At 68.9% G+C, this 26,767-nt stretch carries 25 protein-coding genes and 2 pseudogenes; 14 read left to right on the forward strand and 13 right to left on the reverse strand.

Features of this window, described 5'->3' with window-relative positions:
- The first annotated feature begins 20 nt into the window (after positions 1–20).
- The gene (locus F572_RS0106605; protein WP_017941023.1) at positions 21–1,574 is read left to right on the forward strand and encodes a bifunctional GNAT family N-acetyltransferase/carbon-nitrogen hydrolase family protein; all 1,554 of its coding nucleotides are present in this window, start codon (positions 21–23) and stop codon (positions 1,572–1,574) included.
- Positions 1,575–1,753: 179 nt separating this feature from the next.
- Positions 1,754–3,136 (forward strand): response regulator, encoded by a 1,383-nt coding sequence (locus tag F572_RS0106610; protein WP_017941022.1) that lies wholly within the window; start codon positions 1,754–1,756, stop codon positions 3,134–3,136.
- Positions 3,137–3,223: 87 nt separating this feature from the next.
- On the opposite strand, the gene F572_RS0106615 is transcribed toward F572_RS0106610, so the two are convergent.
- Positions 3,224–4,021 (reverse strand): dienelactone hydrolase family protein, encoded by a 798-nt coding sequence (locus tag F572_RS0106615; protein ID WP_017941021.1) that lies wholly within the window; start codon positions 4,019–4,021, stop codon positions 3,224–3,226.
- Between the two features lie 195 nt (positions 4,022–4,216).
- On the opposite strand from F572_RS0106615, the gene F572_RS0106620 reads away from it, so the two are divergent.
- The 4 genes from F572_RS0106620 to F572_RS0106635 all read left to right on the forward strand — a co-directional run bounded on the left by F572_RS0106620 (position 4,217) and on the right by F572_RS0106635 (position 7,296).
- A complete protein-coding gene (locus F572_RS0106620; RefSeq protein ID WP_017941020.1) occupies positions 4,217–5,113 on the forward strand; it encodes an HDOD domain-containing protein in 897 nt (298 codons plus the stop codon).
- A gap of 44 nt (positions 5,114–5,157) precedes the next feature.
- The gene (locus tag F572_RS0106625; RefSeq protein WP_017941019.1) at positions 5,158–5,742 is read left to right on the forward strand and encodes a Slp family lipoprotein; all 585 of its coding nucleotides are present in this window, start codon (positions 5,158–5,160) and stop codon (positions 5,740–5,742) included.
- Positions 5,743–5,744: 2 nt separating this feature from the next.
- On the forward strand, positions 5,745–6,236 hold the full coding sequence (locus tag F572_RS0106630; RefSeq protein ID WP_026142916.1) for a Slp family lipoprotein: 492 nt from the start codon (positions 5,745–5,747) through the stop codon (positions 6,234–6,236).
- A 61-nt stretch (positions 6,237–6,297) separates the two neighbouring features.
- Entirely contained in the window at positions 6,298–7,296 is a 999-nt protein-coding gene (locus tag F572_RS0106635; protein ID WP_017941017.1) for a zinc-binding dehydrogenase, read from the forward strand.
- A 234-nt stretch (positions 7,297–7,530) separates the two neighbouring features.
- On the opposite strand, the gene F572_RS0106640 is transcribed toward F572_RS0106635, so the two are convergent.
- The 4 genes from F572_RS0106640 to F572_RS0106655 form a co-directional block, all read right to left on the reverse strand.
- A complete protein-coding gene (locus F572_RS0106640; protein WP_017941016.1) occupies positions 7,531–8,745 on the reverse strand; it encodes a TraB/GumN family protein in 1,215 nt (404 codons plus the stop codon).
- Positions 8,746–8,839: 94 nt separating this feature from the next.
- Positions 8,840–9,961, reverse strand: coding sequence for a hypothetical protein (locus F572_RS0106645; protein WP_017941015.1), 1,122 nt, complete (start codon positions 9,959–9,961; stop codon positions 8,840–8,842).
- Positions 9,958–11,361 (reverse strand): adenylate/guanylate cyclase domain-containing protein, encoded by a 1,404-nt coding sequence (locus tag F572_RS0106650; RefSeq protein ID WP_017941014.1) that lies wholly within the window; start codon positions 11,359–11,361, stop codon positions 9,958–9,960. Before F572_RS0106650 ends, F572_RS0106645 begins: the two co-directional genes overlap by 4 nt.
- Positions 11,358–12,188: an inositol monophosphatase family protein gene (locus F572_RS0106655; protein WP_017941013.1), complete on the reverse strand. Its 831-nt coding sequence runs from the start codon at positions 12,186–12,188 to the stop codon at positions 11,358–11,360. Before F572_RS0106655 ends, F572_RS0106650 begins: the two co-directional genes overlap by 4 nt.
- 95 nt (positions 12,189–12,283) lie before the next feature.
- Between F572_RS0106655 and F572_RS0106660 the strand changes: the two genes are divergently transcribed.
- Complete coding sequence (locus tag F572_RS0106660) at positions 12,284–12,640, forward strand: DUF3301 domain-containing protein (protein ID WP_017941012.1); 357 nt, start codon at positions 12,284–12,286, stop codon at positions 12,638–12,640.
- Positions 12,637–13,575 (forward strand): hydrogen peroxide-inducible genes activator, encoded by a 939-nt coding sequence (locus F572_RS0106665; RefSeq protein WP_017941011.1) that lies wholly within the window; start codon positions 12,637–12,639, stop codon positions 13,573–13,575. Before F572_RS0106660 ends, F572_RS0106665 begins: the two co-directional genes overlap by 4 nt.
- Before the next feature lie 19 nt (positions 13,576–13,594).
- On the opposite strand, the gene F572_RS0106670 is transcribed toward F572_RS0106665, so the two are convergent.
- Positions 13,595–14,518, reverse strand: a complete 924-nt coding sequence (locus F572_RS0106670) for a GGDEF domain-containing protein (RefSeq protein WP_026142915.1) — start codon at positions 14,516–14,518, stop codon at positions 13,595–13,597.
- Between the two features lie 264 nt (positions 14,519–14,782).
- On the opposite strand from F572_RS0106670, the gene F572_RS0106675 reads away from it, so the two are divergent.
- Both F572_RS0106675 and F572_RS0106680 read left to right on the forward strand, forming a co-directional pair.
- Entirely contained in the window at positions 14,783–16,696 is a 1,914-nt protein-coding gene (locus tag F572_RS0106675; RefSeq protein ID WP_017941009.1) for an ABC-F family ATP-binding cassette domain-containing protein, read from the forward strand.
- 85 nt (positions 16,697–16,781) lie between these two features.
- A complete protein-coding gene (locus F572_RS0106680) occupies positions 16,782–17,078 on the forward strand; it encodes a hypothetical protein (RefSeq protein WP_017941008.1) in 297 nt (98 codons plus the stop codon).
- Positions 17,079–17,247: 169 nt separating this feature from the next.
- On the opposite strand, the gene fliL is transcribed toward F572_RS0106680, so the two are convergent.
- Complete coding sequence (fliL, locus tag F572_RS0106685; RefSeq protein ID WP_017941007.1) at positions 17,248–17,655, reverse strand: flagellar basal body-associated protein FliL; 408 nt, start codon at positions 17,653–17,655, stop codon at positions 17,248–17,250.
- Entirely contained in the window at positions 17,652–18,488 is an 837-nt protein-coding gene (locus F572_RS0106690) for a zinc-dependent peptidase (protein WP_017941006.1), read from the reverse strand. The genes fliL and F572_RS0106690 overlap by 4 nt, the downstream gene beginning before the upstream one ends.
- 126 nt (positions 18,489–18,614) lie before the next feature.
- Between F572_RS0106690 and F572_RS0106695 the strand changes: the two genes are divergently transcribed.
- The 4 genes and pseudogenes from F572_RS0106695 (at position 18,615) to F572_RS0106710 (ending at position 21,563) form a co-directional block, all read left to right on the forward strand.
- Complete coding sequence (locus tag F572_RS0106695; protein WP_017941005.1) at positions 18,615–19,679, forward strand: hypothetical protein; 1,065 nt, start codon at positions 18,615–18,617, stop codon at positions 19,677–19,679.
- Positions 19,680–19,703: 24 nt separating this feature from the next.
- Positions 19,704–20,579: pseudogene (locus tag F572_RS0106700) on the forward strand (efflux RND transporter permease subunit); the annotation flags it as partial.
- A gap of 43 nt (positions 20,580–20,622) precedes the next feature.
- Complete coding sequence (locus tag F572_RS0106705) at positions 20,623–20,985, forward strand: hypothetical protein (RefSeq protein ID WP_017941003.1); 363 nt, start codon at positions 20,623–20,625, stop codon at positions 20,983–20,985.
- Positions 20,986–21,008: 23 nt separating this feature from the next.
- On the forward strand, positions 21,009–21,563 hold the full coding sequence (locus F572_RS0106710; protein ID WP_051045142.1) for a CAP domain-containing protein: 555 nt from the start codon (positions 21,009–21,011) through the stop codon (positions 21,561–21,563).
- Positions 21,564–21,574: 11 nt separating this feature from the next.
- Here the strand turns inward: F572_RS0106710 and F572_RS0106715 are convergent, their stop codons facing one another.
- From F572_RS0106715 to F572_RS0106730, 5 genes and pseudogenes are all read right to left on the reverse strand, one after another.
- A complete protein-coding gene (locus F572_RS0106715) occupies positions 21,575–23,260 on the reverse strand; it encodes an alpha/beta-hydrolase family protein (RefSeq protein ID WP_017941001.1) in 1,686 nt (561 codons plus the stop codon).
- Between the two features lie 96 nt (positions 23,261–23,356).
- A complete protein-coding gene (locus F572_RS0106720; RefSeq protein ID WP_017941000.1) occupies positions 23,357–23,782 on the reverse strand; it encodes a hypothetical protein in 426 nt (141 codons plus the stop codon).
- Positions 23,783–23,835: 53 nt separating this feature from the next.
- Positions 23,836–24,654: a UDP-2,3-diacylglucosamine diphosphatase gene (locus tag F572_RS0106725; protein ID WP_017940999.1), complete on the reverse strand. Its 819-nt coding sequence runs from the start codon at positions 24,652–24,654 to the stop codon at positions 23,836–23,838.
- Positions 24,655–25,109: 455 nt separating this feature from the next.
- Positions 25,110–25,397, reverse strand: a pseudogene (locus F572_RS15190) (diacylglycerol kinase); the annotation flags it as partial.
- Between the two features lie 32 nt (positions 25,398–25,429).
- Positions 25,430–26,632: a glycosyltransferase gene (locus tag F572_RS0106730; RefSeq protein ID WP_017940997.1), complete on the reverse strand. Its 1,203-nt coding sequence runs from the start codon at positions 26,630–26,632 to the stop codon at positions 25,430–25,432.
- Positions 26,633–26,767 lie beyond the last annotated feature (135 nt).

Below are 26,767 nucleotides of genomic sequence, written 5' to 3' on the forward strand. Positions count from 1 at the left end.
CAATCCCCGGAGCCCCGAGCGTGACGACCGACGCGGACAACGAATCCAATCCCCAGCACCACCTCACCCTGCGGCCGACCCGGATCGAGGACTACGAGGACATCCGCGAGATCATGGAGCGGGTCTATCACGATCTGGACGGCGCCTGGAGCGAGGCGCAGTTCCGTTCCCAGGTGAAGCGTTTTCCCGAGGGCCAGATCTGCATCGAGGACAACGGCAAGGTGGTGGCCGCGGCGATCAGCCTGATCGTCGAATACAAGCGCTTTGGCGATCACCACAACTACTGGCAGATCACCGGCAACGGCTTCCTGACCACCCATGACCCGGACGGCGACACCCTCTACGGCGTGGACATCTTCGTGCATCCGGACTATCGCGGGCTGCGTCTGGGACGGCGGCTGTACGACGCGCGCAAGGAGCTGTGCGAGAAGCTGAACCTGCGGGCGATCGTCGCCGGCGGGCGCATCCCCGGCTACGAGCAGTATCGCGACGAGCTGACCCCGCAGCAGTACGTGCGTCGGGTGAAGAACCACGAGATCACCGATCCGATCCTGACCTTCCAGCTGGCGAACGACTTCCACGTCCGCAAGATCATCACCAACTACCTGCCGGACGACGAGAAGTCCGGGGCCTACGCCACCCTGATCGAGTGGCTCAACATCTACTACGAGGAAAAGGAGAAGCTGATCGGCGGCAGCCGCTCGGATGTGCGCATCGGCGTGGTCCAGTGGCAGATGCGCCCGACGGTGGACCTGGACGCCCTCTTCCAGCAGGTGGAGTACTTCGTCGATGCGGTCTCCGGCTACCGCTCGGACTGCGTACTGTTCCCGGAATTCTTCAACGGCCCGCTGATGGGCGCGTTCAACCAGGACTACCCGGCCGAGGCCGTGCGCCGCCTGGCCGAATACACCGAGGCGGTGCGCGAAGAGATGGTGCGCCTGGCACTGGCCTACAACATCAATATCGTGGCCGGCTCGATGCCCGAGTACACCGACGACGTGCTGCGCAATGTCTCCTACCTGTGTCGTCGTGACGGCACCTGGGACCGCCAGTACAAGGTCCACGTGACCCCCGACGAGGTCTCCTACTGGGGCCTGCAGGGCGGCGACGAGGTGCATGTCTTCGATACCGACTTCGGCAAGATCGGCATCCTGATCTGCTATGACGTGGAGTTCCCCGAGCTCCCCCGCGTGATGGCCGATCACGGCCTGCAGATCCTGTTTGTCCCCTACTGGACCGACACCAAGAACGCCTATCTCCGCGTGCGGCGCTGCGCCCAGGCCCGGGCGATCGAAAACGAGTGCTACGTGGTCATGTCCGGCTCGGTCGGCAACCTGCCCAAGGTCGAGAACATGGACATGCAGTACTCCCAGGCTGCGGTCTTTACCCCGTCCGACTTCGCCTTCCCGCATGATGCGGTGGCGGCGGAGGCCACCCCGAACACCGAGATGACCCTGATCGTGGATCTTGACCTCGACAACCTGAAGGAGCTGCGCAACCACGGCTCGGTGCGCAACCTGCGCGATCGCCGGCGCGACCTCTATTCGGTCAAGTGGAAGTCCAAGCCGGTGTAATCCGGGTGCGGCTTGCTGCGCCGAAAACGTGAACGCGTTCCGGTTGCCCCGTGGGCGGTACTGGCGTCCGGTGCCCGTGCCCCTTAGTCTTGCCAGTGCAGGGATGAATGGGCGCGGCCAATCCGCCGCGACCGAGACCGCGCCGCCACCGGGCGGGTGGCTGAACGTCAGGGGGTAGCATGAGCGACCAGATACCGGATCCGAAACGCACCGCGATCCTCGTGGTGGATGACTCCAAGGTCATCCGCGTCGCCTTGCAGCGCATCCTGCAGGGGCAGCACACGGTCTACGAGGCTGCCGATGGCGAGCAGGCGCTCGAACTGCTGCAGCAGTATCCGGATATCGGACTGGTCCTCACCGACCTCTCCATGCCGGGGATCGACGGCCAGGACCTGCTGCTGCGTATCCGGGATGGTCTGGACGACGTCCCCGCCGATCTCCCGGTGGCGATCGTGACCGGCCAGGAGAGCGACGAGGCCGCCAGTGACGAGTGGCGCTCACTGGGTGCCAGCGCCGTCCTGATGAAACCCTTCGTGCCCACCCGAGTGCGCGAGGTGGTGGCCGAACTCCTTCCGCCGCCCCCGGAGCCCGCGGCCGTCGAGGCCGGGCCGGAAGAGGCGAGCGCCGACCCCGCCGAGACCCAGGCGCTGCGTGACGAGGTCGAACGCCTGCGCCGCGAACTGATGCTGCGCCAGCAGTCCTCCAACGAGCGCGAGGCGCAGAAGGAGCTGGAGCGTCTGCGCAATGCCCTGGGCGAGGCCCGGGACGAGTCCACCGCGGCCTTTCAGCAGGCGGAGGAGCGCGAGCGCGAAATCGAGACCCTCCAGACCCGTCTGGAAGAGACCGAGACGGCCCTGGCCGAAGCGCGGGCCCGGGACGAAGAGACCGCAGCCGCCGGCGAGCAGACCGAGGCCCGCGAGGCCGAGCTTGCGACCCTGCGGGCGCGGGTCGAGGAGCTGGAGGCCGAACAGGCCGGGGCGCCCGCGGCCGCCAGTCAGGAGACGGATCAGCTGCGCAGCCGGGTGCGCGAGCTGGAGGGCGAGAACGTTCGTCTGGACCATGAACTGGTGGAGCTGGAGCGCCAGCGCGAGGCGGTGCAGAAGGAACTGAACGAGGCGCGCGCCGAGGCCGACCGCCTGCGCCGCGAGCGCAATCAGCAGTGCGAGCGAGCGGCGGCGGCGGAGAAGGCCCAGGCGGAGGCGGAGCAGCGTTGTGCCGAGAGTGGTGAGTCGGCCGCGGATCTGGGCGAGCGTCTGGTGGCCCGCGAGAAGGAACTGGCCGAGGCCCAGCAGCGCAACCAGGATCTGCGCGGCCGGATTCGCGATCTGGAGCACGCCCTGACCGGCCACAGCACCACCGCAGCCGCGGAGCCCGCGAGCGAGGCCGGCCCGGCGGAATCGATCCAGGCGGAGCCGCAGGACAGCCTGCGCGCGCCGCCGCAGGATACGCCGCACAGGCGTCGCGCGCGCCTGGGGCGCCGGCGCTGGTTCCGGGTGACGTTCGTCGGGGTACTGGCGGTGATCGTGGCCCTGGGGGTCGCGATCTATATGCGGGGCTACTGACGGCGAGGGGCGTGGCGCCGAGCATCGGATTCGGGTGGTATCGATGGTCGGCGGGCCCCTTTGACGGGCGCCCGCCGAGGTTACGCCCTACTCGTGGCGATCGCGAAGCACGCCCAGCAGGTGGTTCCAGGAGTCGTGGTCGGCGCGGGCGTCATACCCGACCGGCATGCCGAACTCCTCGGCGATGGCATCGGCCCCCGGATTGGTGAAGCTGTGCTTCACGCCGGAGAATTCCACCACGGTGTAACGCACTTCGGCGTTTTGCATCTCGTTCTGGAAGCCGGCGATCTGTTCCGGCGGGATCATCGGGTCCGCAGTGCCGGTGAACGACAGCAGTTCGGCCGTGACGTTGCCTGCTTCGGCCGGGTTCTCGGTCCCCAAGCCCCCGTGGAAGCTGGCGGCCACGTTCAGGTCCATGCCGGCGCGGGCGGCCTCCAGGGCCACGGTGCCGCCGAAGCAGTAACCGACCGCGGAGGGTGCCGCATCCACGCTGGCGTCATGCGCGCGCAGCCAGTCGTAGGCGGCCTGGAAGCGGCCCAGCATCAGGTCGCGGTTCTCGCGGATCTCCCCGGCGAACTCGCCGGCGGTGGAGGGATGGTCGGCCAGCTTCCCGCTGCCGTACATGTCCAGGGCGAAGGCCGTGTAGCCCTCTCGGGCGAGCTGCTCGGCGCGGTCGCGGGCGTAGTCGTTGTGGCCCCACCATTCGTGAATCACCAGGACCGCCGGGTGCGGCCCATCGCCCTCGGGGTGGGCGAGATAGCCGGTCATCTCGTCGCCGTCGTGGTCGTAGGAGACCTCCTCGGTCTGGATGCCGGCGAAGGCCAGGCCGGGCAGCAGTCCGGCGAGCAGGACGGCCAGCGGGGCAAAAGCGGGTTTGGCGAACATCGAACACCTCCTTGATCGTCGAATCGACCCAGTATGGACCCGGTGAGCCGAGTATGGTTCGCGCCTGGTCGGGTTACAACGAAAGGGACAGGGGCTACAGTAGAGACGTCCGGGCTGGGCGCATGCGTCCCGGCCCCGAAACAGGAGGAGTCGGGCGTAGCGATCCCCGGCTCACTCCGGCAAGAGGATGCATCCATGTCCGACCGTTCCGCCAACGATTCCCTGGAGGCCCGTGTCCAGTCGGCCGACAAGCTTCTGGCCATGCCGCAGGTGGTATTCGAGGTCGCGCGCCTGCTGGAGGATGACGACGCCACCGCGGCGCAGATTGCCACCAGCCTGAGTCGCGATCCCGGCTTGGTGGCGCTGGTCCTGCGCATCGCCAACAGCCCGGCCTATGCCCCGGCGCGCACCATCGACTCGGTCGACCGGGCGATCGCCATGCTCGGCCGCGATGCCCTGCAGCGCCTGGTGGTCGCGAGCGCGATCACCCGCGCCACGGCGAGCATCCCCGACCAGGAACGCCTGCCGCTGGAGGTGTTCTGGCGCCATTCCGCCTACTGCGCGGTGATCGCGCGACAGCTGGCGATGCGGGTGCTGCCGCGCCAGGCCAGCGGGATCTTCCTCGCCGGCCTCCTGCATGACCTCGGCAAGCTGCTGCTGTTCTCGCAGTCGCCGGAATCGGCCCACCGGGCCTTCCTGTCCAGTCTGGATGTGGGCGACGGTCTGAGCCCGCAGGGCGCGGAACGCGAGCAACTGGGCTTCGACCACGCGGAGCTGGGGGGTGCCCTGGCCGCCCACTGGGGCCTGCCGGAGCTCCTGGTCGACTGCCTGGCCGGACACCATCAGCCGATGCAGGCGCCGGAGCGGCATCGTACCGCCGTGATGCTGGTGCACCTGGCCAATACGGGCGCCCATCTGGCCGAGATCGACTCGCGCGACTGGGCGGACGCCCCGCCCGTGGACCCGGCGGTGTGGGAGGCCCTGCATCTCGCCCCCGAGGTCCTGCTCTCCGCTGTGGAGGAGGCGCAGCACGAGGTGCTGGCGGTACAGGATCTTTGCGATCCGGCGCACGATGCGGAGCCGCGGCCATGAGATCCGAGTGTGAACCCGCCGCCGGCCTTCGGGTCGCAATGATTATGCAGATTCTCGCGATATCGCCCCTCGGCTCGCGCCTGCTGGTGACGGCCGGGTTGCTCTTCCTGCTGACCGGCTGTGCCGGGGTGCCGGCCTCCCTGGCCCCGCTGCCCGCGGCCGCACCCGATCGCGGGCAGATATTGGCCGATCCCGAGGCCGCCAGGGGCGAGGTGGTCGTCTGGGGCGGGGTCATCGCGGGCGTCGAAAACACCGCGGGCGGTACCCGGCTGGAGGTCGTCGCCCGGGACCTGGATCGCCAGGGCCGCCCGCAGGAGGCGGACCGCTCGCCGGGGCGCTTCCGGGCGCTCGGCAGCGGCTTCCTCGATCCGCAGATCTACGCCGAGGGGCGCGAGGTCACCGTGCGCGGCGTGGTTCAGGGGGTCGAGGAAGGTACCATCGGCGACTACGCCTACACCTTCGTCACCCTGCAGGCGGATGCCGTGTACCTCTGGCCGCGCCGGCCGCCACCGTCCGAGCGGTACTACCGCGATCCGTTCTACGATCCCTTTTACGACCCGTTTTACAGTCCATGGGGTCCGCGCTCCGGGCTCTACGGGCGTTACCACCCGCATCCCTGGTACTGGTGAACATGACCCGACTCCTGCGTCCCCTGGCAGCCCTTCTGCTGCCCCTGTTCCTGGTCGCCTGCGCCGCTGGCCCGCTGGCGGCCCCCGATGATCCGGCCGTGCAGGTCGAGCCGCGCACGGTGACGGCGGACAGCCTGCCGCCCGACGAACAGGTCTGGGGCGGGGTGATCGCGCGCGTCGACAATCGCGCGGAGGCGACCTTCATCGAGGTGGTCGGCTATCCCCTGAGTCGCCAGGAGCCGCAGACCCGGCAGTCCACCACCGGCCGCTTCCGCCTGCGTGTGGAGGGCTTCGCCGACCCGGTGGACTACCGCACCGGGCGCCGGATCACCGGCGTCGGCACGGTCACCGGCGTCGAGGACGGCCGGATCGGGGAGCTGGAGTATGTCTTCCCGGTGCTGGAGGCCCATTCGGTGCACCTGTGGCCTGAGCCCGAGCCCCCGCGCTCGTCCGGCGGTGTGCGCTTCGGCATCGGGATTGGCATCGGGCTGTAGCATCGCGGCCGGGGGCACCGGCCGCGCTGGCATATCCATTCGTGTTTTTCCGGGAGGTTCCATGCGAGCAGTGGTGTTTGACGAACCCGGCGCCGCCGAGGTCCTGCGTCTGGACGAGGTTGCGGAACCGGCCCTGACCGCGCCCGACCAGGTGCGGATCCGGATGCTGGCCGCTGGCGTCAATCCGGTCGATACCAAGGTGCGCGCCGGTGGCATGATCGTCCCCGGGGCGTCCCGCAATACACCCGGTTGTGACGGGGTCGGCATCATCGAGGAGTGCGGCAGTGCCGTACACCACGCGCGGCCCGGGCAGCGGGTTGCGTTCTGTTTCGGCGGGGTCGGTGCCGACCCGGGGACCTACGCCGAGCGGGTGGTGGTGCCCGAGGCCGCGGTGGTGCCGGTGCCGGCGGCGGTATCCGACGAGCAGGCCGCCGCCCTGCCGCTGACCTGGCTGACCGCGTGGGAGGCCCTGTTCGAGCGGGCCGACCTGCAGCGGGGCCAGAGCGTGCTGGTGCATGCGGCGGCTGGCGGCGTCGGCCAGATGGCCGTGCAGATCGCGCGGGCTGCCGGCGGCCGGGTGCTGGGGCTGGTGCGGCGCGACGAGGCCGCCGCTATCGTCACGGCCCTGGGCGGAGATGTCGCCAACCTGGGCAAGCCCGACGCCGAGGAGGCCATCCGCCAGTACACCGACGGCCGCGGCTTCGACATCGTGCTCGATACGGTCGGGGGCGAGGTCTTCCGCGAGGGCCTGGGTCAGGTGGCCTACGGTGGGGACCTGGTGACGCTGCTGGCCCCACCGGCGGACATCGACTGGAACCCGGCGCGCCTGCGCAACCTGAGCATCAGCCTGGAGCTGATGCTGACCCCGATGCTGGAGAACGATCGCCGGCGCCTGAAGCACCAGGGAACCCTGGTGGCGGAGGGCCTGGCCCGGCTCGCCAGCGGCCGCTTGCAGGTCAGCGTCGAGGACACCCTGCCGCTGGCCGAGGCGGCCGAGGCCCACCGCCGCCTCGAGGCCGGCGGTCGCCGCGGCAAGCTCGTCCTGCGCATCCCCGAATAAGCGGGTCTTGCAACCATCAAGAAGGGCAAGGGCGGTCTACAGGAAGACGCGAAGATTGGAAGAGGGATTGGGTTGAAACGCAGGAAGCATGGCGGGCGGTTTGGGAATCGCGGTCTCCAGCCAATCCCCCACCCCAAAAACCCTTCCCGTCTTCCCTTCTTCCTGTAAATCGCTCTTGCCCTTGCCCTGCTTCGTGTCTTCGTAGCGGACTCCTGAAGCGCATGGGGCCGGGGGTTAGCTGCCGAAGAGGTGGCTGAAGACGCGGGCGCCGCCGATGTAGGTGCCGGCAGCCGAGCCCAGGGTGGTCAGCAGGAAGACGAGCAGTACGCGCGAGACCCGGTTGCGCCACCAGCCGCGCGGCGTGGTGGTGTCCTGACGCAGGCTCGCGAAGTCGGAGACCCGCGGCTTGCGCAGGAACAGCTCGGCCGCCGCCGCGACAAAGCCGACCCCGATCGTCGGGTTCAGCGAGGTTAGCGGCGCGGCCAGGGCGGCGGTGACCACGGTCAGGGGATGGGCCAGGGCGATGATCGCGCCAAGGGCCGCCAGACCGCCGTTGATCAGGACCCAGTCGGTCACCATCTGCAGGCCGATGTCCGGATTGCGCGAGAAGCCGATGGCGAAGCCGGCGAGGATGACGCCGATTACCACCCATGGGACCACCTTGGGCCAGCGCGCCTTGGGCGGGGCCTGGTCCAGCGCATCGAGGATGGCATCCGGCGGGGTCAGGGTGTCCTGGGCCTGCTCGGCGATGCCCGGCAGGTGGCCGGCCCCGACTACTGCCAGGATGCAGCGGGTTTCCGGGTTGGCGGCGAGCCGGCGCAGGTGGGCGGCCATGTAGTGGTCGCGTTCCTCGATCAGCGTTCGGTAGAGGTCCTCGGACTGCTCGGCGAACTCGCTGAAGGTGGACTCCAGCATGTCGCCTTCCTTCAGGCGCTCGATCTCGGATTCGTCGATCTTCTCGCGCGACAGGACCGAGCTGAACAGGCCGCCGATCAGCCCCATCCGCTCCCACCTGCGAACCGCGCGGTAGGTGCGGCGCAGGGTCAGGCCGATGTCGCGGTCGATCAGGGCCAGCGGCAGGCCGCGGTCCAGGGCGCCGTCGATGGCCGCACGCATCTCGGCCCCGGGCTCGATACCGTACTGATCGGCCAGGCGCTGCTGGTAGGCGCTCAGCGCCAGGCTGGCGGCGATCATCGGGGCCTGACCCTTGCGCATCACGCTGAAGAGATCCATGCGGCCGACGGCGTCGGGGTCCAGCATCGCGCGCTGGCGGCTCTCGCACAGCTCGATCGCGACGCTGTCGAAGGCCCCGGTATCCACCAGGGCGCGCACCTTGTCGGCGCTGGCACGCGACACATGCGCGGTCCCCAGCACCACGACCTCGGTGTCGCCCAGCTGCAGGATGCGGTGGGGTTCGTCAGCGATCAGTTCCTGGACGGCGGGATTCATGCGTGGCGGGCTCTTGCTCCGGTGGGCGGGGCGTATTCTACGGTGAATGCGTGCGGCCCGCAGCGCCGGAAGGAGGGGCGTTGCGGGGAGGCGGTCAGGGCGTCTCGGGTTCGGCTTGTGGCACGTCGGCGGGTGGGGCGTCCCCGTCGGCCTCGGGCAGGGGCTCCGGAACGCGCAGGCTCTCCAGGCGTTCGACGACGCGCAGGGCCCGCTCGTGGGCCGCGATCAACCCGGCGTGGTCGGGGGCCAGGTCCAGCCCCTGCTTCCAGTGCTCGAGGGCCTCCTCGATGCGCCCGGCGGAGTAGTGCCCGCGGCCTTCCTCCAGCAGCTCTTCCGCCCGCGCGTCGCGGCGCTCGCGCCATTCCTTGCAGAGCGCGCGATGGGCCCGCTGCGCGGCCTGATCCGGTCCGGAGGCATCGGCGTCGGGGGTGATCTCGTTGCGGCACCAGCGCGCCGCCGTGGCCAGGTCGCCGGCCTCCAGGGCCTGGCGCAGGCGTGCGTTGATGGTGGACCGCGGGACCTCGTCCTCGACCGCCGGGGCCTCGGCCTCGCGCAGTTCCCGCTCCAGGACCGAGACGCGGGTGGCGCGTTCCGGGGTGGGTGCGAGGTTCTGGGCCAGGCGCAGCAGTTCCAGGCGTTCCTCGCCGTCCGCATCCGCGGCGTAGGCGTCCAGCGATCGGGCCAGGGGATCCCGGCGTTGGGCCAGGCGGTCGGGGTCGTCCGGTAGTTGCTCGCTGCGGCGGACCAGCGGGCGCATGACCTCCAGCAGGCGCAGCTGCTGGACCAGGGCCCGTGCCTCGAGGATGTCGTGGCGCTGTTCCAGGGTCTGCAGGCCGACCTGACGCTGGCGCTCCAGTTGTTCGATGTACTGGCGCCGTTCGCTGCTGGCCGGCAGCCTCTGTTCGGCGTCCTCCAGGATCTCCAGGGCGCGCGCCACGGCCCCTTCGGCCGACGCGGCGCGGGCCTCGGCCATCGCCTCCCTGGCTTTGTCTTCGGCTTCACCTTCGATGGCCGTTCGGCGTTCGGCCCATTCCGCGCGCGGTTCGGGTTCGTACTCGTCGATCAGTTCGAGCGCGCGCTGGTAGTCACCGGCCTCCAGTGCGCGTTCGATCCGCTGCTCGGGCGGGGCGAACGGGTCCAGTGCGGCGCAACCCTGGACAAGCAGGACGGCCAGCAGCAGGACCGCGAGCGAGAACCGGACGCGCCCTGTGATCATGCGTGGTTCGCGCTGTTCAGGACGCGGGTAACCGCCACGGACTCGCTGACCCCGTGCAGTTCGTGGGTGCCCCAGTCTTCGGTATGGAAGTGTCCCTTCACCTGCTCGTGCTCCATGAATGCGGCGGTCGTGACCAGCCCGCCGGGGGGCGCGACCGTGACCAGGCGGGCGGCCAGATTGACGGTGTCGCCCACCACGGTGAACTGCATGCGGTCCTCGGCGCCCATGTTGCCGGCCAGCATCTCGCCGGCGTTCAGGCCGATACGGAATTCCACTCGGGTCTCGCCGCGGCGCTCGCGTTCGGCGTTGATCGAAGCGACGGTTTCCAGCAGCGCCAGGCCGGTCTGGACGGCGGTCAGGCGATGGTTGCCGGCGTCCGTCCCGAGGCCGAAGACCGCCATGGTACAGTCGCCCATGTACTTGTCCACCGTGCCACCGTGACGGGCAATGCATTCCGACATCGGACCGAAGAATTCATTGAGCATGCGCCCCAACGCCTCCGGGCTGCAGCGTTCGGACAGTGCGGTGTAGCCCTGGATATCGGCGAACAGGACCGACCCCTCCACTGCTCGGCCGCCCAGTTCGACCCGATCCAGGTTTTCCAGGATGTCCTGGGCGATGGCGTCCGAGACGTAGCGGCGCAGGGCGGCCTCGACCTGGTCCTTGCGCAGAAGGTCGCGCGCCATGTCGTTGAAGGCGTCGGTCAGCTGGGCGATCTCGTCCTGTCGCACCATGGGCAGCGGGTTGCCCTGATCATCCATGGGACGGATGCGCGAGCGCATGCTCTCGGCCAGGCGTTCCAGCGGCCGCACCAGGCGCTTGCTGATGTCGATGGCGAGCAGCAGGCTCAGCAGGAAGACCCCGATGGCCGTGGCGATCCCGGCGTTCAGGGTGTTGCGGATCAGTTCCTGCATGGGCGAGGTGTCGATGTAGGCCTCGATGTAGCCCACCTGTACGTCCTGGAACAGCACCTCGCGCCGGTAGGGTTCCACCGTCGGTGCCAGCGGCCAGACGCCGTCGGTCAGGGACTGCTCGGGCGGTGTTCCGGCACGGGCGACCTGGCCGCGATCGATCGCGTAGGCGGCGATGGATTCGACCCGCCCTTCCTCGACCAGCGAGTTCAGCAGGGTCTCCAGGGTCAGGTAGTCCTCGGCCAGCATCAACTCCGCGGAGGTGCGCGCCACGGGCGCTACGGTGATCTCCGCCTGGGCCCGGATCTGGTTGTCCAGCACGTTGCTGACCTGGTTCAGGACCACGGCCGACAGGGTCACGATGCCGGCCAGGGTCAGCCCCGCGATGGCCGCGACGATTTTCCACGCGATTGGCAAATAGCGGGGCGTGAAGTCGGTCCCGCTGACACTCAGGCGGGCCCCTACGCTGCGCTTCTTCCGGCCGATCACGAGGCATCCTCTCGCGGCGCGAGCCACGGGGCCAGCCAGGCTCGCCAGTCGCCGAGCAGGGCCCCCGAGCGGGCCGCCACCGCGGAGCGCTTGGCCAGGGAGCGCCCGAAGACGGGCCCACCCGTCAGGCTGCACATGGCCCCGCCCGCGCGGGCGAGCATCAGGCCCCCCGCCGCGCTGTCCCAGGGGGCCTGCCCGCCATGCAGGTAGAGGTCGGCGCGCCCGGCCGCCAGCCAGGCCCACTCCAGGGCGCAGGCCCCGAGGTTGCGCTGCGACCGGAACGGGGCGTGGCTGGCCAGTTCCCGTGCCAGCGGGGCGTCCAGCCGCTTGTAGTCGACCAGGGCGATGGCGCGGCCAAGCTCCGGGACCGGTGGGCGGGCGGCCGCCGGCGGGGCGGCTCCATTGAGTTCAAATGCCGTGTCCTCGGTCGCGGCGAAGAGTTCGTCGCGCACCGGGTCGTAAGTGGCCCCATGGGTGACCCGGTCGCCCTCGATCCGCGCGATGGAGATTGCGAAGAACGGCATGCCGCCGGCGAAATTGGAGGTGCCGTCCAGCGGATCCACCAGCCAGAAGGCGGGGGCCGACTCCAGTACCTGTGCCTGTTCCGCGCGCGCCTGCTCCTCGCTCAGCACCGGTTCGGGCTGCCCGTGTTCGCGCAGCAGGGTGCGCACGCGCGCGTCCACCGCGTGATCGGCCTCGGTAATTACGCTGCCGTCCGCCTTGTAGTCCACGGCGATATTCGCCTCGAAGCGCGGCAGCAGTTCCTGCTGCCCGATCATGCGCAGGCCCCGGGCGAGCTCGGAAAAGGGGATGAAGGTGGCAGTCATGCAGGCCTGACAACGGTGGTGGCGGAATGAGTGAGCCGGAGACCGCCGGGAGGCCCGGGCGAACTCGACTTCGAATGCGCTTATCATACCGGTCCATGACCGGCTTGATCATAATCCTCGCCCTTGCCTTGGTCGCGTTCTACGTGAATGACACCTGGCGGGCCAACGAGCGCGCCCGGCGGGTGGGGCGCCAGGCCTGCGAACGGGCGGGGGTCCAGCTGCTGGACGCCACCGTGGTGCGCACCGGTCAGCGCCTGACCTGGGGGGAGCGCGGCCTGGCCCTGCAGCGACACTATCGCTTCGAGTTCTCCGCCGACGGGGCGGGTCGCCACCCCGGCGAGATCTCGCTGGAAGGCCGGCAACTCAAGCGTGTGACCCTCGACTGGCCGGATGGCGGGCGCGAGTTTCAGGGGCCGGACCGCGACGACCCGAACGGAGGCGCATCCCGGTGACGCTGAGCGAGTTGCGATACGTGGTGGCCGTGGCCGATGCCCGTCACTTCGGGCGCGCGGCCGAGGCCTCCCACGTCAGCCAGCCGTCGCTTTCGGTAGCGGTGCGCAAGTTCGAGGACGAACTGGGTGTGACCCTGTTCGAGCGTGGGCGCGGCGAGGTCGCGGTGACGCCGGCGGGCGAGCAGGTTATCGCCCAGGCGCGGCGGGTGCTGGCCGAGGTGGAGCAGTTGCGTTCGGTCGCGGTGCAGAGCCAGGATCAGCTGTCCGGCCCGCTGCGGCTGGGCGCGATCTACACCATCGGCCCCTATCTGCTGCCGGAGCTGATTCCGGCGCTGCGCGAGCGCGCGCCGAACATGCCGCTGGTGATCGAGGAGAATTACACCGGGCGATTGCGCGAGCGGCTCAAGCAGGGCGAGCTGGACGCCATCATCATCTCGTTGCCGTTCGAGGAGCCGGGGGTGGTGACGCTGCCGCTGTACGACGAGCCGTTCATGGCGGTGCTGCCGGCCTCCCATCCCCTGAAGGACAAGGATCCCCTGCGCCTCGAGGACATGGCCGATGCGACGCTGCTGATGCTGGGCGCGGGGCATTGCTTCCGTGACCAGGTGCTGGAACGCTGCCCGGACTGCCAGCGCACGGTAACCGCGGACGGCAGCACCCCGCGCAATCTGGAGGGCTCCTCGCTGGAGACGATTCGCCACATGGTGGCCTCGGGCATGGGGGTGACCATCCTGCCGTGCACCGCGGTGGGGGCGGATCGCTATGCGCAGCGGCTGCTGGCCGTGCGCCGCTTCGAGGACCCGGCGCCCAGCCGCCGCGTCGCTCTGGCCTGGCGCACCAGCTTCCCGCGCCCGGAGGCCATCGAGGCGCTGCGTCAGGCCGTGCTGTCGACCCCGCTGACCTGCGTCGACTTCATTCAGCCTGGCAGCGGATAGGGAGCGGTTTTCCGGGAATTCAGTTCCCGGCGAGGACGCGGTTGCGTCCGGCCCGCTTGGCGGCGTAGAGGGCCTCGTCGGCCGCCTGATAGGCGGACTGCAGCGTGGCGTTGGGTCCGATGCCGGCCACCCCGATGCTCGCGGTCACCTTGACCGATCCATTACTCTGCAGCGTTGACTCGTCGCCGGCGGTGGCGCCGGCGCGCAGACTGGCGAGAGCCAGGCGGATGCGTTCGGCACATTCCATCGCGCGGCTCAAATCCGCGCCGGGCAGGACCGCCAGGAATTCCTCGCCGCCCATACGCACACACAGGTCGGACTCGCGGGTGGTGCTGCGCAGGGTCTGCGCCACCAGGCGCAGGATGTCGTCGCCCACGCTGTGGCCGTATTCATCGTTGATTTGCTTGAAGTGATCGAGATCGATGGCCAGCACCGACATCGGGCGATCCTGGCGGCGGCAGTCGGCCAGCCACTGGGCGCCCTGTTTCTCGAAGGCGCGGCGGTTGCCGAGGCCGGTCAGTTCGTCGGTCTCCAGATTTTCGTTCAGGCGCTTGAAGCGCAGGGCATTGGCCAGGGCGGGCGCGGCCAGTCCCAGCAGGGCCTCGATCAACTGCTGCTCGTCATCGGTAAAGCGTCGCCCGCGCATCAGGATCAGCGAACCCATGGTCTCGCCGTTCGCGCTCATGCCGTATTCGATGCGATGGCGGTCCTCGTCGCCGCCCGACCAGGTCTCGTCGCTCTCCTGCAGGATGAAGAACCAGCCGCTGTGGTGAACCTGGGCGTGCAGGTGCTCCTGCAGGCGGGCGAGGACCGTCCCCAGTTCCAGGCTGGAGGACAGGGACTGGACGAATGCCAGGGCATCAAAGGGGGTGCCGGCATCGCCGGTGGTCCGGCCCTTGGCGGATACCAGTCGCAGGTTGTGGGCGTTCCCGTCACGGTTCATGGCCGTCTCGCTCGCATCGATCGTTGGGCCGTAGCTCAAGCGATATCCATGCCAACAACCTAAAAACGAGTAAAAACAGTGTCCTGTGGGTTGCGGAGGTGTGAATTAGACGGAAACCCGTCGGATTCTTGCCGCGTCCGGCAGGATGTGGCCGGCGGGGGTGGCAATGGGTGGCAAGATCCTGACGTCGGTCGCGGGGCCCCGAACCCCGGGCGGCGGCGGGCGTACATGAGTCCGCTGCGTACATCCCCTACACTGCGCGGCATGATCCGACTTCAAGATATCGAGCTGCGCCGCGGCCGTCAGGTGCTGTTGCAGCACGCCAGCCTGACCGTGCATGCCGGCTGGCGGGTTGGCCTGACCGGCGCCAACGGATCCGGAAAATCCAGCCTGCTGGCCGCTCTCCAGGGCGAACTGGGCCTGGATGCCGGCGAGATCGACCAGCCCGCGGAGTGGGTGGTGGCGCACCTGCCGCAGGAGGTTCCGGGCAGCGAGCGCTCCGCCGTGGATTACGTGCTGGACGGCGACGCCGAACTGCGTGACCTGCAGCAGCGCCTGGAGCAGGTCACCGACGGTGCCGAGCAGGCGCGGCTCTATGCGGCCCTGGATGCGATCGACGGCTGGACGGCCGATGCCCGCGCGCGGCGCCTGCTGGCCGGGCTGGGCTTTGCCGCTACGGATGCCGACCGGCCGATGAGTGCCTTCTCCGGCGGCTGGCGCATGCGCCTGGGGCTGGCGCGTACGCTGATGACGCGCTCCGACCTCCTGCTGCTGGACGAGCCCACCAACCACCTCGATGTCGAGACCATCCTGTGGCTGGAAGACTGGCTGGCGCGCTACCCCGGCACGGTCATCGTGATTGCGCATGACCGGCGGTTCCTGGATTCCGTCTGCACCCACATCGCGCACATCGAACGCGGCAGCATCGCGCTGTATGCCGGTAGCTACACCCATGCCGAGGCCAAGCGCGCCGAGGCGATCGCCCAGAGCGAGGCGGCGGCCGCGAAGGTCGCGGCCGAGCGTGCCCACCTCGAGGATTTCGTCCGCCGCTTCCGCGCCAAGGCGACCAAGGCGCGCCAGGCCCAGAGCCGCCTGAAGCGCCTGGAGAAGCTCGACGAGGTCGCGGTGATCCGCGCGGCGCGGCCGATTCATCTGGAGATCCCGACCCCGGAGCGTCTTCCGGATCCGTTGCTGGCACTGGACCACGCCGAGGTGCGTTCCGGCGACCGCGTTCGCCTGCATGCGACGAGTTTACGTCTGCGACCGGAAGACCGGATTGGGGTTCTGGGTCCGAATGGTGCCGGGAAGTCGACACTTTTGACCCTGCTGGCCGGCGAGCTGGCGCCGACGGCCGGAGAGCGCCGGGTGGAGCCGAACCTGAAGGTCGGCTATTTCGCCCAGCACCAGAGCGAGCAGCTGGACCTGCATGCCTCGCCCCTGGTCCATCTGCAGCGCCAGGACCCGCGCGCCGAGGAACAGCGGCTGCGCAACTTCCTGGGCGGCATGGGCTTTCCCGGCGAAAAGGCGGATGCCCCGGTCGGCCAGTGTTCAGGCGGGGAGCGGGTGCGCCTGGTCCTGGCCCTGCTGATCTGGCAGGCGCCGTCCCTGCTGCTGCTGGACGAGCCCACCAACCACCTGGACCTGGACATGCGCGAGGCACTGGCCGAGGCGCTGGAGAACTATGCCGGTGGGCTGGTGGTGGTGGCGCACGATCGTGAACTGCTGGCCCGTGTCTGCGACCGTTTCTGGCGTGTCGAGGACGGTCGCCTGAGCGATTTCGACGGGGACCTGGACGACTACGCCCGCGAGCTGCAGGCGCGCGAGCGCGAGGCCTTTGCCGCGAGCGAGCCGGAAAGCGCCAGCACCGGGGCTTCCGGAGGCCCGGTCCTGTCCCAGAAGGAGCGCCGCCAGCAGGCCGCGCAGGCGCGGGCCGCACTCAAGCCCCTGAAGCAGCGTGCGGACCGCGCCGAGCAGGAATGCACCCGTGTGCAGGAGCGCCTGGAAGCTCTGGAGGCGGAGATGGCCGACCCCGCCCTGTACGAAGCCGAAGCGGCGGATCGCCTGACGCAGCTGACCCGCGAGCAGGGGGAGCTGCGCAGCCGGCTGGAGTCGGTGGAGGCCGAGTGGATGGAGGCGCTGGAGGCCCTGGAGACGGCGCAGGCCGAGGCGGCGGACTGAGAATCCGGTCAAAGACCGAGCCTTGCACTCGGGTATTGCGGGGTCTATACAAGGGGGTGAATGCACCGGATCGAGGAGTGACCCCATGAATGCGCAGGAACTGAACCGTCGCTGTGTCGAGCTCTTTCACAACCCGGATGCGAAGCTGCATTGCTGGCACCCGCGCATGTTCTGGGAGACCCACATGCTGGAGAACCCGAAGCCGGAAGACCTGCAGGAACCCAAGGTCGATCTGCGCGAACTGGAGGTGATGCTCTCGGAGGCCGCGCACGAGCCTTCTCAGTGCGCCGAGGAGCTGGAACAGGCAGAGCCGGGGCGCGCCACGCTGATCCGGCATATGATGGACCGTGGCGAGATGCCGTTGCTGCACCGGCCCCACTGAACCGCGCGCCCGGAATCGATTGGGCCCCCAACGGGGCCCGGGACCCCTCATGCGGAGTCCCTCCTGCGGACCCCGGCGGTCACGACTGCCGGGGTCTTTTCGTTTGGGGGCTCCCCTCCGGAACCTTCGGGCCTTCCCGTCTTCTGGTGCGGGTTACCCCTCCCGGGGCCTACTGGCGGATGAAGTCCGAGAAGTACAGGGCGGCAATCCGCGGCGAACCCGTGATCTCTTCCAGGAGTTCGTTCAGCTCTTCCGTCGCCTGAACGCGCAGGTCCTCGCGGGCACCGCTGCCGGTCAGGCTGTCGGGGCTGCGGCCGCCGAGGATGTGGATCAGCCGGTCGCGCACTGCGGGGATGTGTTCGCGGATCGCCCGGGCGTCCTCCGGGGTGTTGCCTTCCAGCTGGATCGAGGCCTGCAGATAACGCCCGCGGTCGGCGGCCTCCATGTTCACAACGACCGGCTCCAGGGTCACGTAATGGCTGTCGAGATCGTCCACGGCAAGGGCCAGGGGCGTGAGCAGCAGCAGGACAAGGCCCAGCAGGGCCGGATGCAGGGGGCGGAGGGGGCTTCGGTTCATGGCGCATGCTCCGGGGCGGTTTGGGTGCTGGAGGCGATCAGGTCGCCGCGTCGGTGCGGCTCCTGACCGAAGTATGCCACCAGGTGCTCGTAGATTTCGGGCATGGCCTCGCGCAGCCGTGCCGGTTCGAAGAAGAAGGCCTCCACCGCAACCGCCAGGAACTCTTCCGGGGCGGTGGCCGCGTACGGGTCCAGTGGAAGCTCCGCTTCGTCGACTGCGCCGGCCTCCACTGTCTGCACGAAGGCCTCGAAGGCGCGCGAGAAGTCCTCGGTCCAGGCGCGCGCGGACTGTCCCCTGGGTAGCGGCGGGAAGCCGTTGACCTCGCCGTTGCCGGCATCCAGCACGTGGGTCATCTCGTGCACGACAACGGCGCCGTCGCGTTCGACGTCATTCCACGACAGGATCACCGGCCCGCGTTCCCAGGCCTCGCCGGACTGGGGCATGGCCCCCCGGTGCACGACGCCGGCCTCGTCCACCCATTCGTGTTCGGGCACGAAGGTGTCCGGATAGAGGATCAGCGTGCGCCAGTCCCGGTAGGGATCCAGCCCGCGTTCCAGGACCGGCAGGGCCGCGTAGGCCGCGATGACCTGGCACTGCCAGGGTTCCGGTTCCGCGGCGATCCCGATGAATTCCTTCTGCGCGAGGATCTGCCCGATCAGTTCGCGCAGCCGGGAGCGTTCCTCCGGCGTCAGGCGCGCGATGAACGGCACCCGACGGCGCAGGGCCTCCCATTCGTCGTTATCCAGTTGCACGGCCTCGGGCTCCAGGCCGGCGAATGGGCCCAGCAGGCGACGAAACAGTCCGCGCAGCGGGAAATTCGGTGTCGAATCCATCGCCCGATCGTCGCATGTTTGGCCGCCGTGCGTCCGCATGCGGCAGGTGTTTGCCGCCGGTCGGCTAAGGATTGCCGCCTCGCGGCCGTTAACCCCGGCATGCGGCAGGGTCCACCGGAGGTAGCCATGCACATTGCCGATTACTCCATGCAGTTATCGAGCCAGCGTTTCTCGCTGGAGGCGACCCGCCGCGAGGCCCGTTTGACCGTCGCCGAGCGGCCCGCACCACCGCTGGAGGGCCCCCGGCTGGTCCCCGAACCCCCGGGCAATCCGGACCTGGCCCGGCCCACGCTGCCCGCGCCGGCCCAGGCCGCATCCGCACGCGCCCCGTTCGTCAAGGTGGCACCGGCGGACAGCGAACTGACCTCGCTGGATCAGCTGCGTACCGAACTCCTGCGTTTGATCCTGGAGCGCTTCACGGGGCGGGAGATCCGCGTGGCCGACCCGGCCGACCTGAAGCCCGAGGAGCGCCCGCCCGAAACCTTCGAGAGGCCGATCGCACGCCCTCCCCGGCCGGGCACCGGACTCGCCATTGCCTGGTCCGTGGAGCAGACGCGGGTGGAGATCGAGCGGACCTCGTTCCAGGCACAGGGGCGGGTGCAAACGGCCGACGGAAAGACCATCGAACTTGATATCGCCCTGACCATGAGCCGCGAGTTCGTCGAGCACGTTCGCCTGCAGGGGGCGATGGAGGCGGAGCTGCAGGATCCTCTGGTGATCAATTTCGACGCCCCGGCGGCCGCCCTGACCGATACCCGCTTCGAATTCGACCTCGATGCCGACGGCTCGCCCCAGCAGGTTGCCTTCCTGCAGCCCGGCAGCGGTTTCCTGGCGATCGACCGGTCGGGCAGCGGGCAGGTCGATGACGGCTCCGAGCTGTTCGGCCCGCTGACCGGCGATGGCTTCGCCGAATTGCGGCGCTTCGATCATGACGGCAACGGCTGGATCGATGCGGCGGATCCGGTCTACGACCGTCTGCGTGTGTGGACGCGGGATGCCCAGGGGCGTGATCAGTTGCTGGCGCTGGGCGAGGTGGGGGTCGGGGCGATCTACCTCGGGCATGTCAGCACGCCGTTTGACCTGCGCCACGCCGGAGACAACAGCCTCCTGGGGCAGGTGCGGTCGACCGGGGTGTGGGTTGGCGAGGGCGGTCGCAGTGGCAGCGTGCAGCAGATCGACCTGACAACCTGACGGAACCCGGAGGGCCGCTTCTGCGTCGAGGTCGGGCGCGAGGACCAGAGCCCGATCCTGCGTGTGCATGTGGATCGCGAACGCGCGGCCGCGCTGGGCCTGCAGGTGGGCGCGGTCGGTCAGGCGATCCGTGACGCGGTGGAGGGCGCAGTGCCCACCCAGTACGTGCGCGACGATCGCCAGTACGAACTGCGCGTGCGCCTGGCCGACGTGGCCGAGTTCGAGATCGGCGAGGGGCCCGCGCACATCGAACGCGAGAATCAGAGCCGGGTGGTGCCGGTGAACGGCGAGATCAACACCGAGCTGAATGACGTCGGCTCGGTGATGGCCGAGGTCGAAAGGCGCCTGGCCGGGGTGGAGGTACCGCAACACTACAGCCTGCTGATCGGCGGCGAGTGGGAGACGATTCAGGAGACGCAGCGCGACATGGCCACGGTGGTGGCGCTGGCGATCTTCCTCGTGCTGGTGGTACTGGCCGTGCAGTACGAGCGCCTGGCCAACCCGCTGGTGATCGTGGCGGCCGCGCCGCTGTCGCTGATCGGGGTGGTGGTGAATAACGCGATCCTGCTGGTCGAGTACATCGAACAGGGCCGGCGGCATCGCGGGCTGAGCGCGGCGCGGGCGGTGGTGGAGGCCGGCGCGATGCGCCTGCGCACGATCCTTATGACCACCCTGACCACGGTGCTCGGCATGCTCCCGCTGGCCATCGGCCTCGGCGAGGGTGCGGCGATCATGCGTCCACTGGCGCTGACCGTGGTCGGCGGCCTGATCGCCGGGATGATCCTGACACTGCTGGTCGTCCCCTGCCTGTACCTGGTGGTGAACCGGGCCGCGGAACGCATGAAGGGGGCGCTGTCGGGTCGGTCATGGAACACCTCGGATGCAGGGGCGATCGGTTAGGATGCCCGGCATTCGGACTATCACGAGAAACGAGGAGAACGGGATGGGGCGAATAATCGGAACTGGCGCGCTGCTGGTGGCGATGCTGACGGGCGGCGTCGCCGCGCAGGCCGACGAGCTGCATACGGTGGAACAGCTGAATCAGGCCCCCGCCGAACTCGAGGGCGAACAGGTGCGGCTGGAAGGCATCGTCGGGCGGGTCAACGAGGACATCATGGGCCGCAACTTCATCCACTTCGTGGATGGCACCGGTAACCGGGGCGACTACATCACCATCACCTCCACCGAGCTGCCCGAGGTGGGGGACCGCGTTTCGGTAACCGGGACGCTGATCCTGGACCGCGATTTCGGGGCGGGGTACAGCTATCCCGTGATTATCGAGGGTGCCCGCTTCAACGCACTCTGAAGCGGGTCATGCAGGGAGGCATGATGCGAAAGCTGACTGGAGGGTTAACGACCGGCGGGTTCGGCGTGGCGCTGATGATACTGAGCGGGTGCGCCTCGACGCCGCCCGGCCATCCGCTCGCGGAGGAGATCAACGACTACCGCGAGGCCCGGGGTCTTCCGGCGATCCCGTGGTCGCCGGCGCTGGCCGAGGTGGCGGAGGTGCATCTGGCGGATATCGAGGCGCACGATCCGACCGTCCGCGAGTGCTCGCTGCACAGCTGGTCCGATGACGGGCCCTGGACTGCCTGCTGCTATCGGGCGGGTGATCCGGCCTCCGCGCAGTGCATGCGTGACAAGCCACGAGAGCTGACCGGTGATGAGTATCCACACTCCGGGTTCGAGATCGTGGCATGGCGCAGCGAGGCCATGACCGAGGCAACCGCGCTGGAGATCTGGCGCCGGAGTCCGGCGCACTATGCCGTGCTGGCCAACGAGGGCGTCTGGGCATCCCGCGAATGGCAGGCGCTGGGCGCGGCGCTGTCCGACGAACATGCGGTTGTCTGGTTTGGTCTGGAGCCGGATCCGGCGGCGAACTAACCCGGTCCCGATCAGTCGGCCAGGTGGCGCTTGAGCCACTCGAGCTCGGCGTCGGACCAGTCCGTGTCCGTGACGGCCTGCCAGGCGTCGATGTAGTGCTCGGTCGCGTAGACGTGGCCGTAGCCGCGCGGCGCGGCGTCGCCGATGGCGACGTCCACCGCCAGCTGCAGCATGGTGACCACCGGATACCAGGTCAGGTCCGGCGAGACGTCCGGGCCGCGCGGGGACTGCATCCATTCGGGCTTGCGGTACAGCGCCTGGGGCTCGAAGAAGGTGACCGGGTCGCTCGCGTACTGCAGGTAGACGATGCGCATCGGGCCCCACTCGGCGCCCGGGATGTCCAGGTGGTTTCCCTGATTGGTGAAGCGCACCACCGAGCTGTCGCGAAAGCGCGGCAGCCAGGCCGGCGAGTCCGGCTGGCGCTGGCGTGTAATGTCACGCCAGGTCTCGCTGCGAAACGGCGGGCCGGCCCACAGTGCGCCGGAGAAGGGGTCGCCGATTACGTCGTACAGGTCCGCCGCGCGCTCGGAGTTCAGTGCGCCCAGGCTCAGGCCGTAGAGGTACAGGTCGGGGCGGGCATCGGGCGCTAGCTGCTTCCAGTAACCGTAGATCTCCGCGAACACCGCCTGGGCGGTCTCGTGGCCGTACTGCGATTCGGCCATCAGCGACAGCCAGCTCGGCAGGTAGGAGTACTGCACGGCAACGGTCGCGACGTCGCCATCGTGCAGGTATTCCACCGGCTGGATCGCGCGGTTGTCGACCCAGCCACGCCCGGTGGGCGTGGCCAGCACCAGTACCGAGCGATCGAAGGCATTGACCCGCAGCATCTCCTGCAGGGCGAGTCGTGCCCGTTCCTCGATGGTCTCGGCGGCATTCAGGCCCACGTACACACGGATCGGATCGAGTGCCGCGCGCCCGGTGAAATCGCCGATCGTAGCGGCCTCCGGAGCCTGGCCGACGAAGCGCTGGCCCTGACGCCCCAACCCCTCGTCCCAGGTAATCAGCGAGGCGGGGCTGCCGGTGCGGAACGTCGCCGTCGGCTGCTCCACCCCCGGGTATTCGCGTACGTCGAACTGCTGGAAGCTACGATCGGCGGTACGTAGACCGTACTCCAGAATGACCCCGTCGATCACCGCCCAGAACACCCCGGCCGCCGCCAGCACGCCGATCACGTTGGACAGCCGGCGCGGGATGAAGCGGCGCAGACGCAGGGCGAGAAAGCGCACCAGCAACTGGAACAGCCGTCCGACCGCCAGGGTGGCGGCAAACACCGCCGCCGCGATCAGCCCGAGCCGTATGGGAAAGCCGCCATCGACCGGATCTTGTTCCATCAGCTCGCGGATGCTGTTCTGCCACTCGGTGGCCTGCCACAGGAAGATCAGGACGATCAGCACGGCCCCACCCCCTGCGATCACCACCAGGGTGTTATGGGTACGCTCGCCGAGCTCCGGCAGCTCCAGGTACGACCACAGCCAGTGCAGAAAGACCCCAAGCCCGTAGCCGGCTGCCAGCGACAGCCCGGACAGGATGCCCTGCACGTCATCGGTGCGCGGGATCAGGCTGGGGGACAGCGAGGCCGCAAAGAACAGCGTCGCCAGGATCAGCCCCGGGATCGACAGCGTGGCGAGGATGCGGGTCGCCCAGGCGGGCCAGATAAAGCCCCGCAGGCGGGTGCGCAGGCGGGCGACGACGGACATCGCGTGAGCGCTTCCTTGATGACGAGAAGGGCTCATCCTGTTCGCCCGCTCGGGCGTGTTCAAGTCTCCACCGCGTGGGCCGGTCTGCTTCGGGAACTACTGAGCGTTATTCCCCGGACCGGCAGGGTCGGCGTGACGAAAGCGGAAGCAGCCCTCGACCATGCGCAGGGCGACGCCGAACAGGGCGACCTGCAGCAGGAGCCCGCCGGTGGCGGCGCCCACCGCGAGGCCGGTGGCCAGGCCCAGCGCCATCAGCAGCATCAACAGGAGGGCTGCGATGCGACTGCGCAGCCAGCCGCCGACCAGAGCCAGCAGCGCGACCAGCGTGCCCTCCATCATCGTGGGTGTGTGCTGCACCAGCACGCCCAGCATCACCACGACGACCCCGGCGAAGACCAGGACCCAGCCGGCCACCCGCGCCAGGCGGCGGGCCTGCTCGGTGTCATGGATGGATTGCAGCAGCAGGAGCAGGTCGGCCCCGGCCCCGGCCCCGGCCCAGTGGCGCGATCGCGATTCGTTCATGTGACCACGGTACTACAGCGCCATGACACCCGGGTGACAGGCTTGGCGCGCGGTTATCGCCGGGTCAGTATGGACTCGAGATCGAAGGCCTCGGTCGCGGTCGCCCCGGACTCGGCCTGTTGCACCGAGCCATGGTCCGACCAGTGCAGCAGGCTGAGGTGGCCCGAGCGATCTTCCACCAGGGCCGTGCAGTGCTCGACCCAGTCACCGTCGTTGCAGTAGAGGATGTCGCCGAACGCCTGGACGTTCGGCTTGTGGATATGGCCGCAGATGCAGCCATCGAAGCCGCCCTTGCGCGCGGCGGTGACGGCGGCATGCTCGAAACGCTGGATGTATTCCCGCGCCGCCCCGCTCACGCGGGTCTTGAGCCAGGCCGACAGGGACCAGTACGGATGCCCGAGGCGGCGTCGGATGGTGTTCAGGTGGCGGCTGCCGCGCAGCAGCAGGTTGTAGCCAAGATCGCCCAGGGCGTGTACCAGGCGGCTGTGGCGTACGAGCCCGTCGAACTCGTCGCCATGCGTTACGCGGAAGCGCCGGCCATCGGCGGTCCAGTGCACCAGCTCGCGTTCGATGCGGACGCCGCGGATCTCCGAACCGACAAAGCCGCGCACCAGCTCGTCGTGGTTGCCGGGGATGTAGATGACCTCGACCCCGTGCAGGGCGAGCGACAGGACCTGCTCGACCACCGCCGCCTGGGTCGCGTCCCAGAAGATGCGCCGGCGCATTGCCCAGATGTCGAATACATCGCCGACCAGTACCAGGCGATCGCAATTGACCTGGCGCAGCAGGTCCAGCAGGTAGTCCGCGCGGCACTCCCGGGTGCCCAGGTGCAGGTCGGACAGGAACAGGCTGCGGCAATCCAGGGTGGCCATCGCGGGCTCCCGCTCGGGGTTTTTCCGAGCATCGCGCATCCGGGTGACGCCACCATGGCGCTGCAGTGACGATTGCGTGATGGCGGTGGCGGGTGGCTAGGGCCAGAGGATCAGCAGCCAGACGAGGGTCGCGTTGGCAAGGCCCAGCAGCACGGCGGCCGATCCCATGTCCAAGGGAGACGCTGATTTAATCGCACGTCCGCGTTGGTGCCCCCTGTTTCCCGAGACAAGGCGTGTCGTGCAGCGGGTAGTGGTTCTACCCGCAAGCGGCGCAACGCAGGATCGGGGAACAGGGGGCACCAACCCCACAATCCATTGAAAGCAGGGGCTCGGCCGCTTTTGCGTGGGAACGGCGTTGCGGTTCCCTTGTGCAGAATGACTGCACGGCGGTCACCGCGCCTTGTTCGCACGCAAAAGCGACTCGAGCGCGGACGTGCGATTAAATCAGCGTCTCCCTTGGCACGCGCGGCCAGCTTGTGGCGTTCCGGCCCGAACCGGTCCATGGTGGCCTCGATCCCGGAGTTGAGGACCTCGATAATCAGGATCAGGAACAGGCTGCCGAGCAGCAACGCGCGTTCCACTCCGGTATTGCCAACCACCAGCGACAGTGGCGCCAGGATGACCACCAGGATCAGTTCCTGACGAAAGGCCTCCTCGTGGCGAAAGGTGGCGCGCAGGCCTTTCCAGGAGTACCCAAAGGCCCGCAGGATGCGGGTGATGCCGGTAGCGCCGCCGTTGGCCATGGTCGCTTGGTCCGCTGGAGTGGGGAGGGCCGTCAGCGAGGACGGTCGGCCGCGGTATGCGGGGTGCCGAGCGCGTCGGCCGGGCTCAGCAGATCCTGATACACGGTCAGCAATTGTTCGGCCATACGCCGCTCGCTCCATTCCCGCGCCCATGCGGCGTGGGATGCGCGCATGGCGCGCTGGCGTTCGGGATCATCGAGGACGCGGGCGACCCGCTCGGCAAACACCGCGGGCTCCTCGGGAGCGACTTCGGCGCCGGATGCGTCGGTGAGGATGTCGATCGTGCCCAGGCGCGCCGTGGAGACCACGGGCAGCCCGCAGGCCATGGCCTCCAGCAGGACCAGACCCTGCGTCTCGGTGGCGGAGGCAAACACGAATGCATGCCCGGCGCGGTAGCAGTCGACGAGCGATGTCTCGCGGTCCAGATACCCGCACCAGTGCAGGTTGTCCTCCAGGCCCATCTGCGCGGCCTGGCGCTGCAGGGCAGCCCGGGCCGGTCCCTCGCCCGCGATCAGCAGCAGGACGCCGGGGCGACGCTCGCGCAGGTGCTGGAGCATCTGCAGCAGAAAGCCGATGTTTTTTTCGAAGGCGATGCGCGACACATGCACCAGCATCTCGCGGCCGGGTGCGATGCCCCGCTCCGCCCGGAACAGGTGGCCGTCGCCTCCGGTCCAGGCCTGTGGGTCGATCCCGGTGGGCAGGCGCACGATGGGCGTCTTGATCCCGTACTCCAGCAGGGCCCGATGCAGGGCGGTCGACGGGGCGATCACGCGGTCGACCGCGTTGCACTGCGCGCGCGAGATGCGCCGCGCCAGCCCCCGCAGCCATTTGGCGGGCAGCCACGGCAGGTAATGCTGCAGATACTCTTCGAAGAAAGTGTGGTAGGTCTCGATGACCGGGACCTGCCAGTCGCGCGCCAGCTTGATACCGGCGTAGTGGGCCACGAAGGGGGTGTGGACATGGACCACGTCGGCCCGCTCGATCCCGGCTTCCCGCAGGGAGCGGCGGATGAGGCGGGGCTTCAGGATGCGATCCTCCGGATCCACCACCAGGTAGCGCGACGGGATGCGGATCAGGTCCGGGTCGTGCGGGTCGGCGCCGGGGTGCGCGCCCAGTCCAGGGTAGGCCGGCACCACCAGCGTGACGCGATGGCCCAGTTGTCGGAGCTGTGCGCGAAAACTGGCCAGCGAGGTGGATACCCCGTTGATCCGGGGGGAGTACACGTCGCTCAGCATCAGAATGTGCACGGCTGTACCTTGGGACGAGACTCAAGTCCCGGAGTGTGGACCGGGGGTGTGACGAGGTGATGACGACATTGCGACGGAAAGGTTGCGCGCGCAGGCCGCCGCTTCGGGTTTCCGGCCGTACCA

The organism is Thioalkalivibrio sp. ALE14 (genome assembly GCF_000376845.1).
In the GTDB taxonomy this organism is placed as follows: domain Bacteria; phylum Pseudomonadota; class Gammaproteobacteria; order Ectothiorhodospirales; family Ectothiorhodospiraceae; genus Thioalkalivibrio.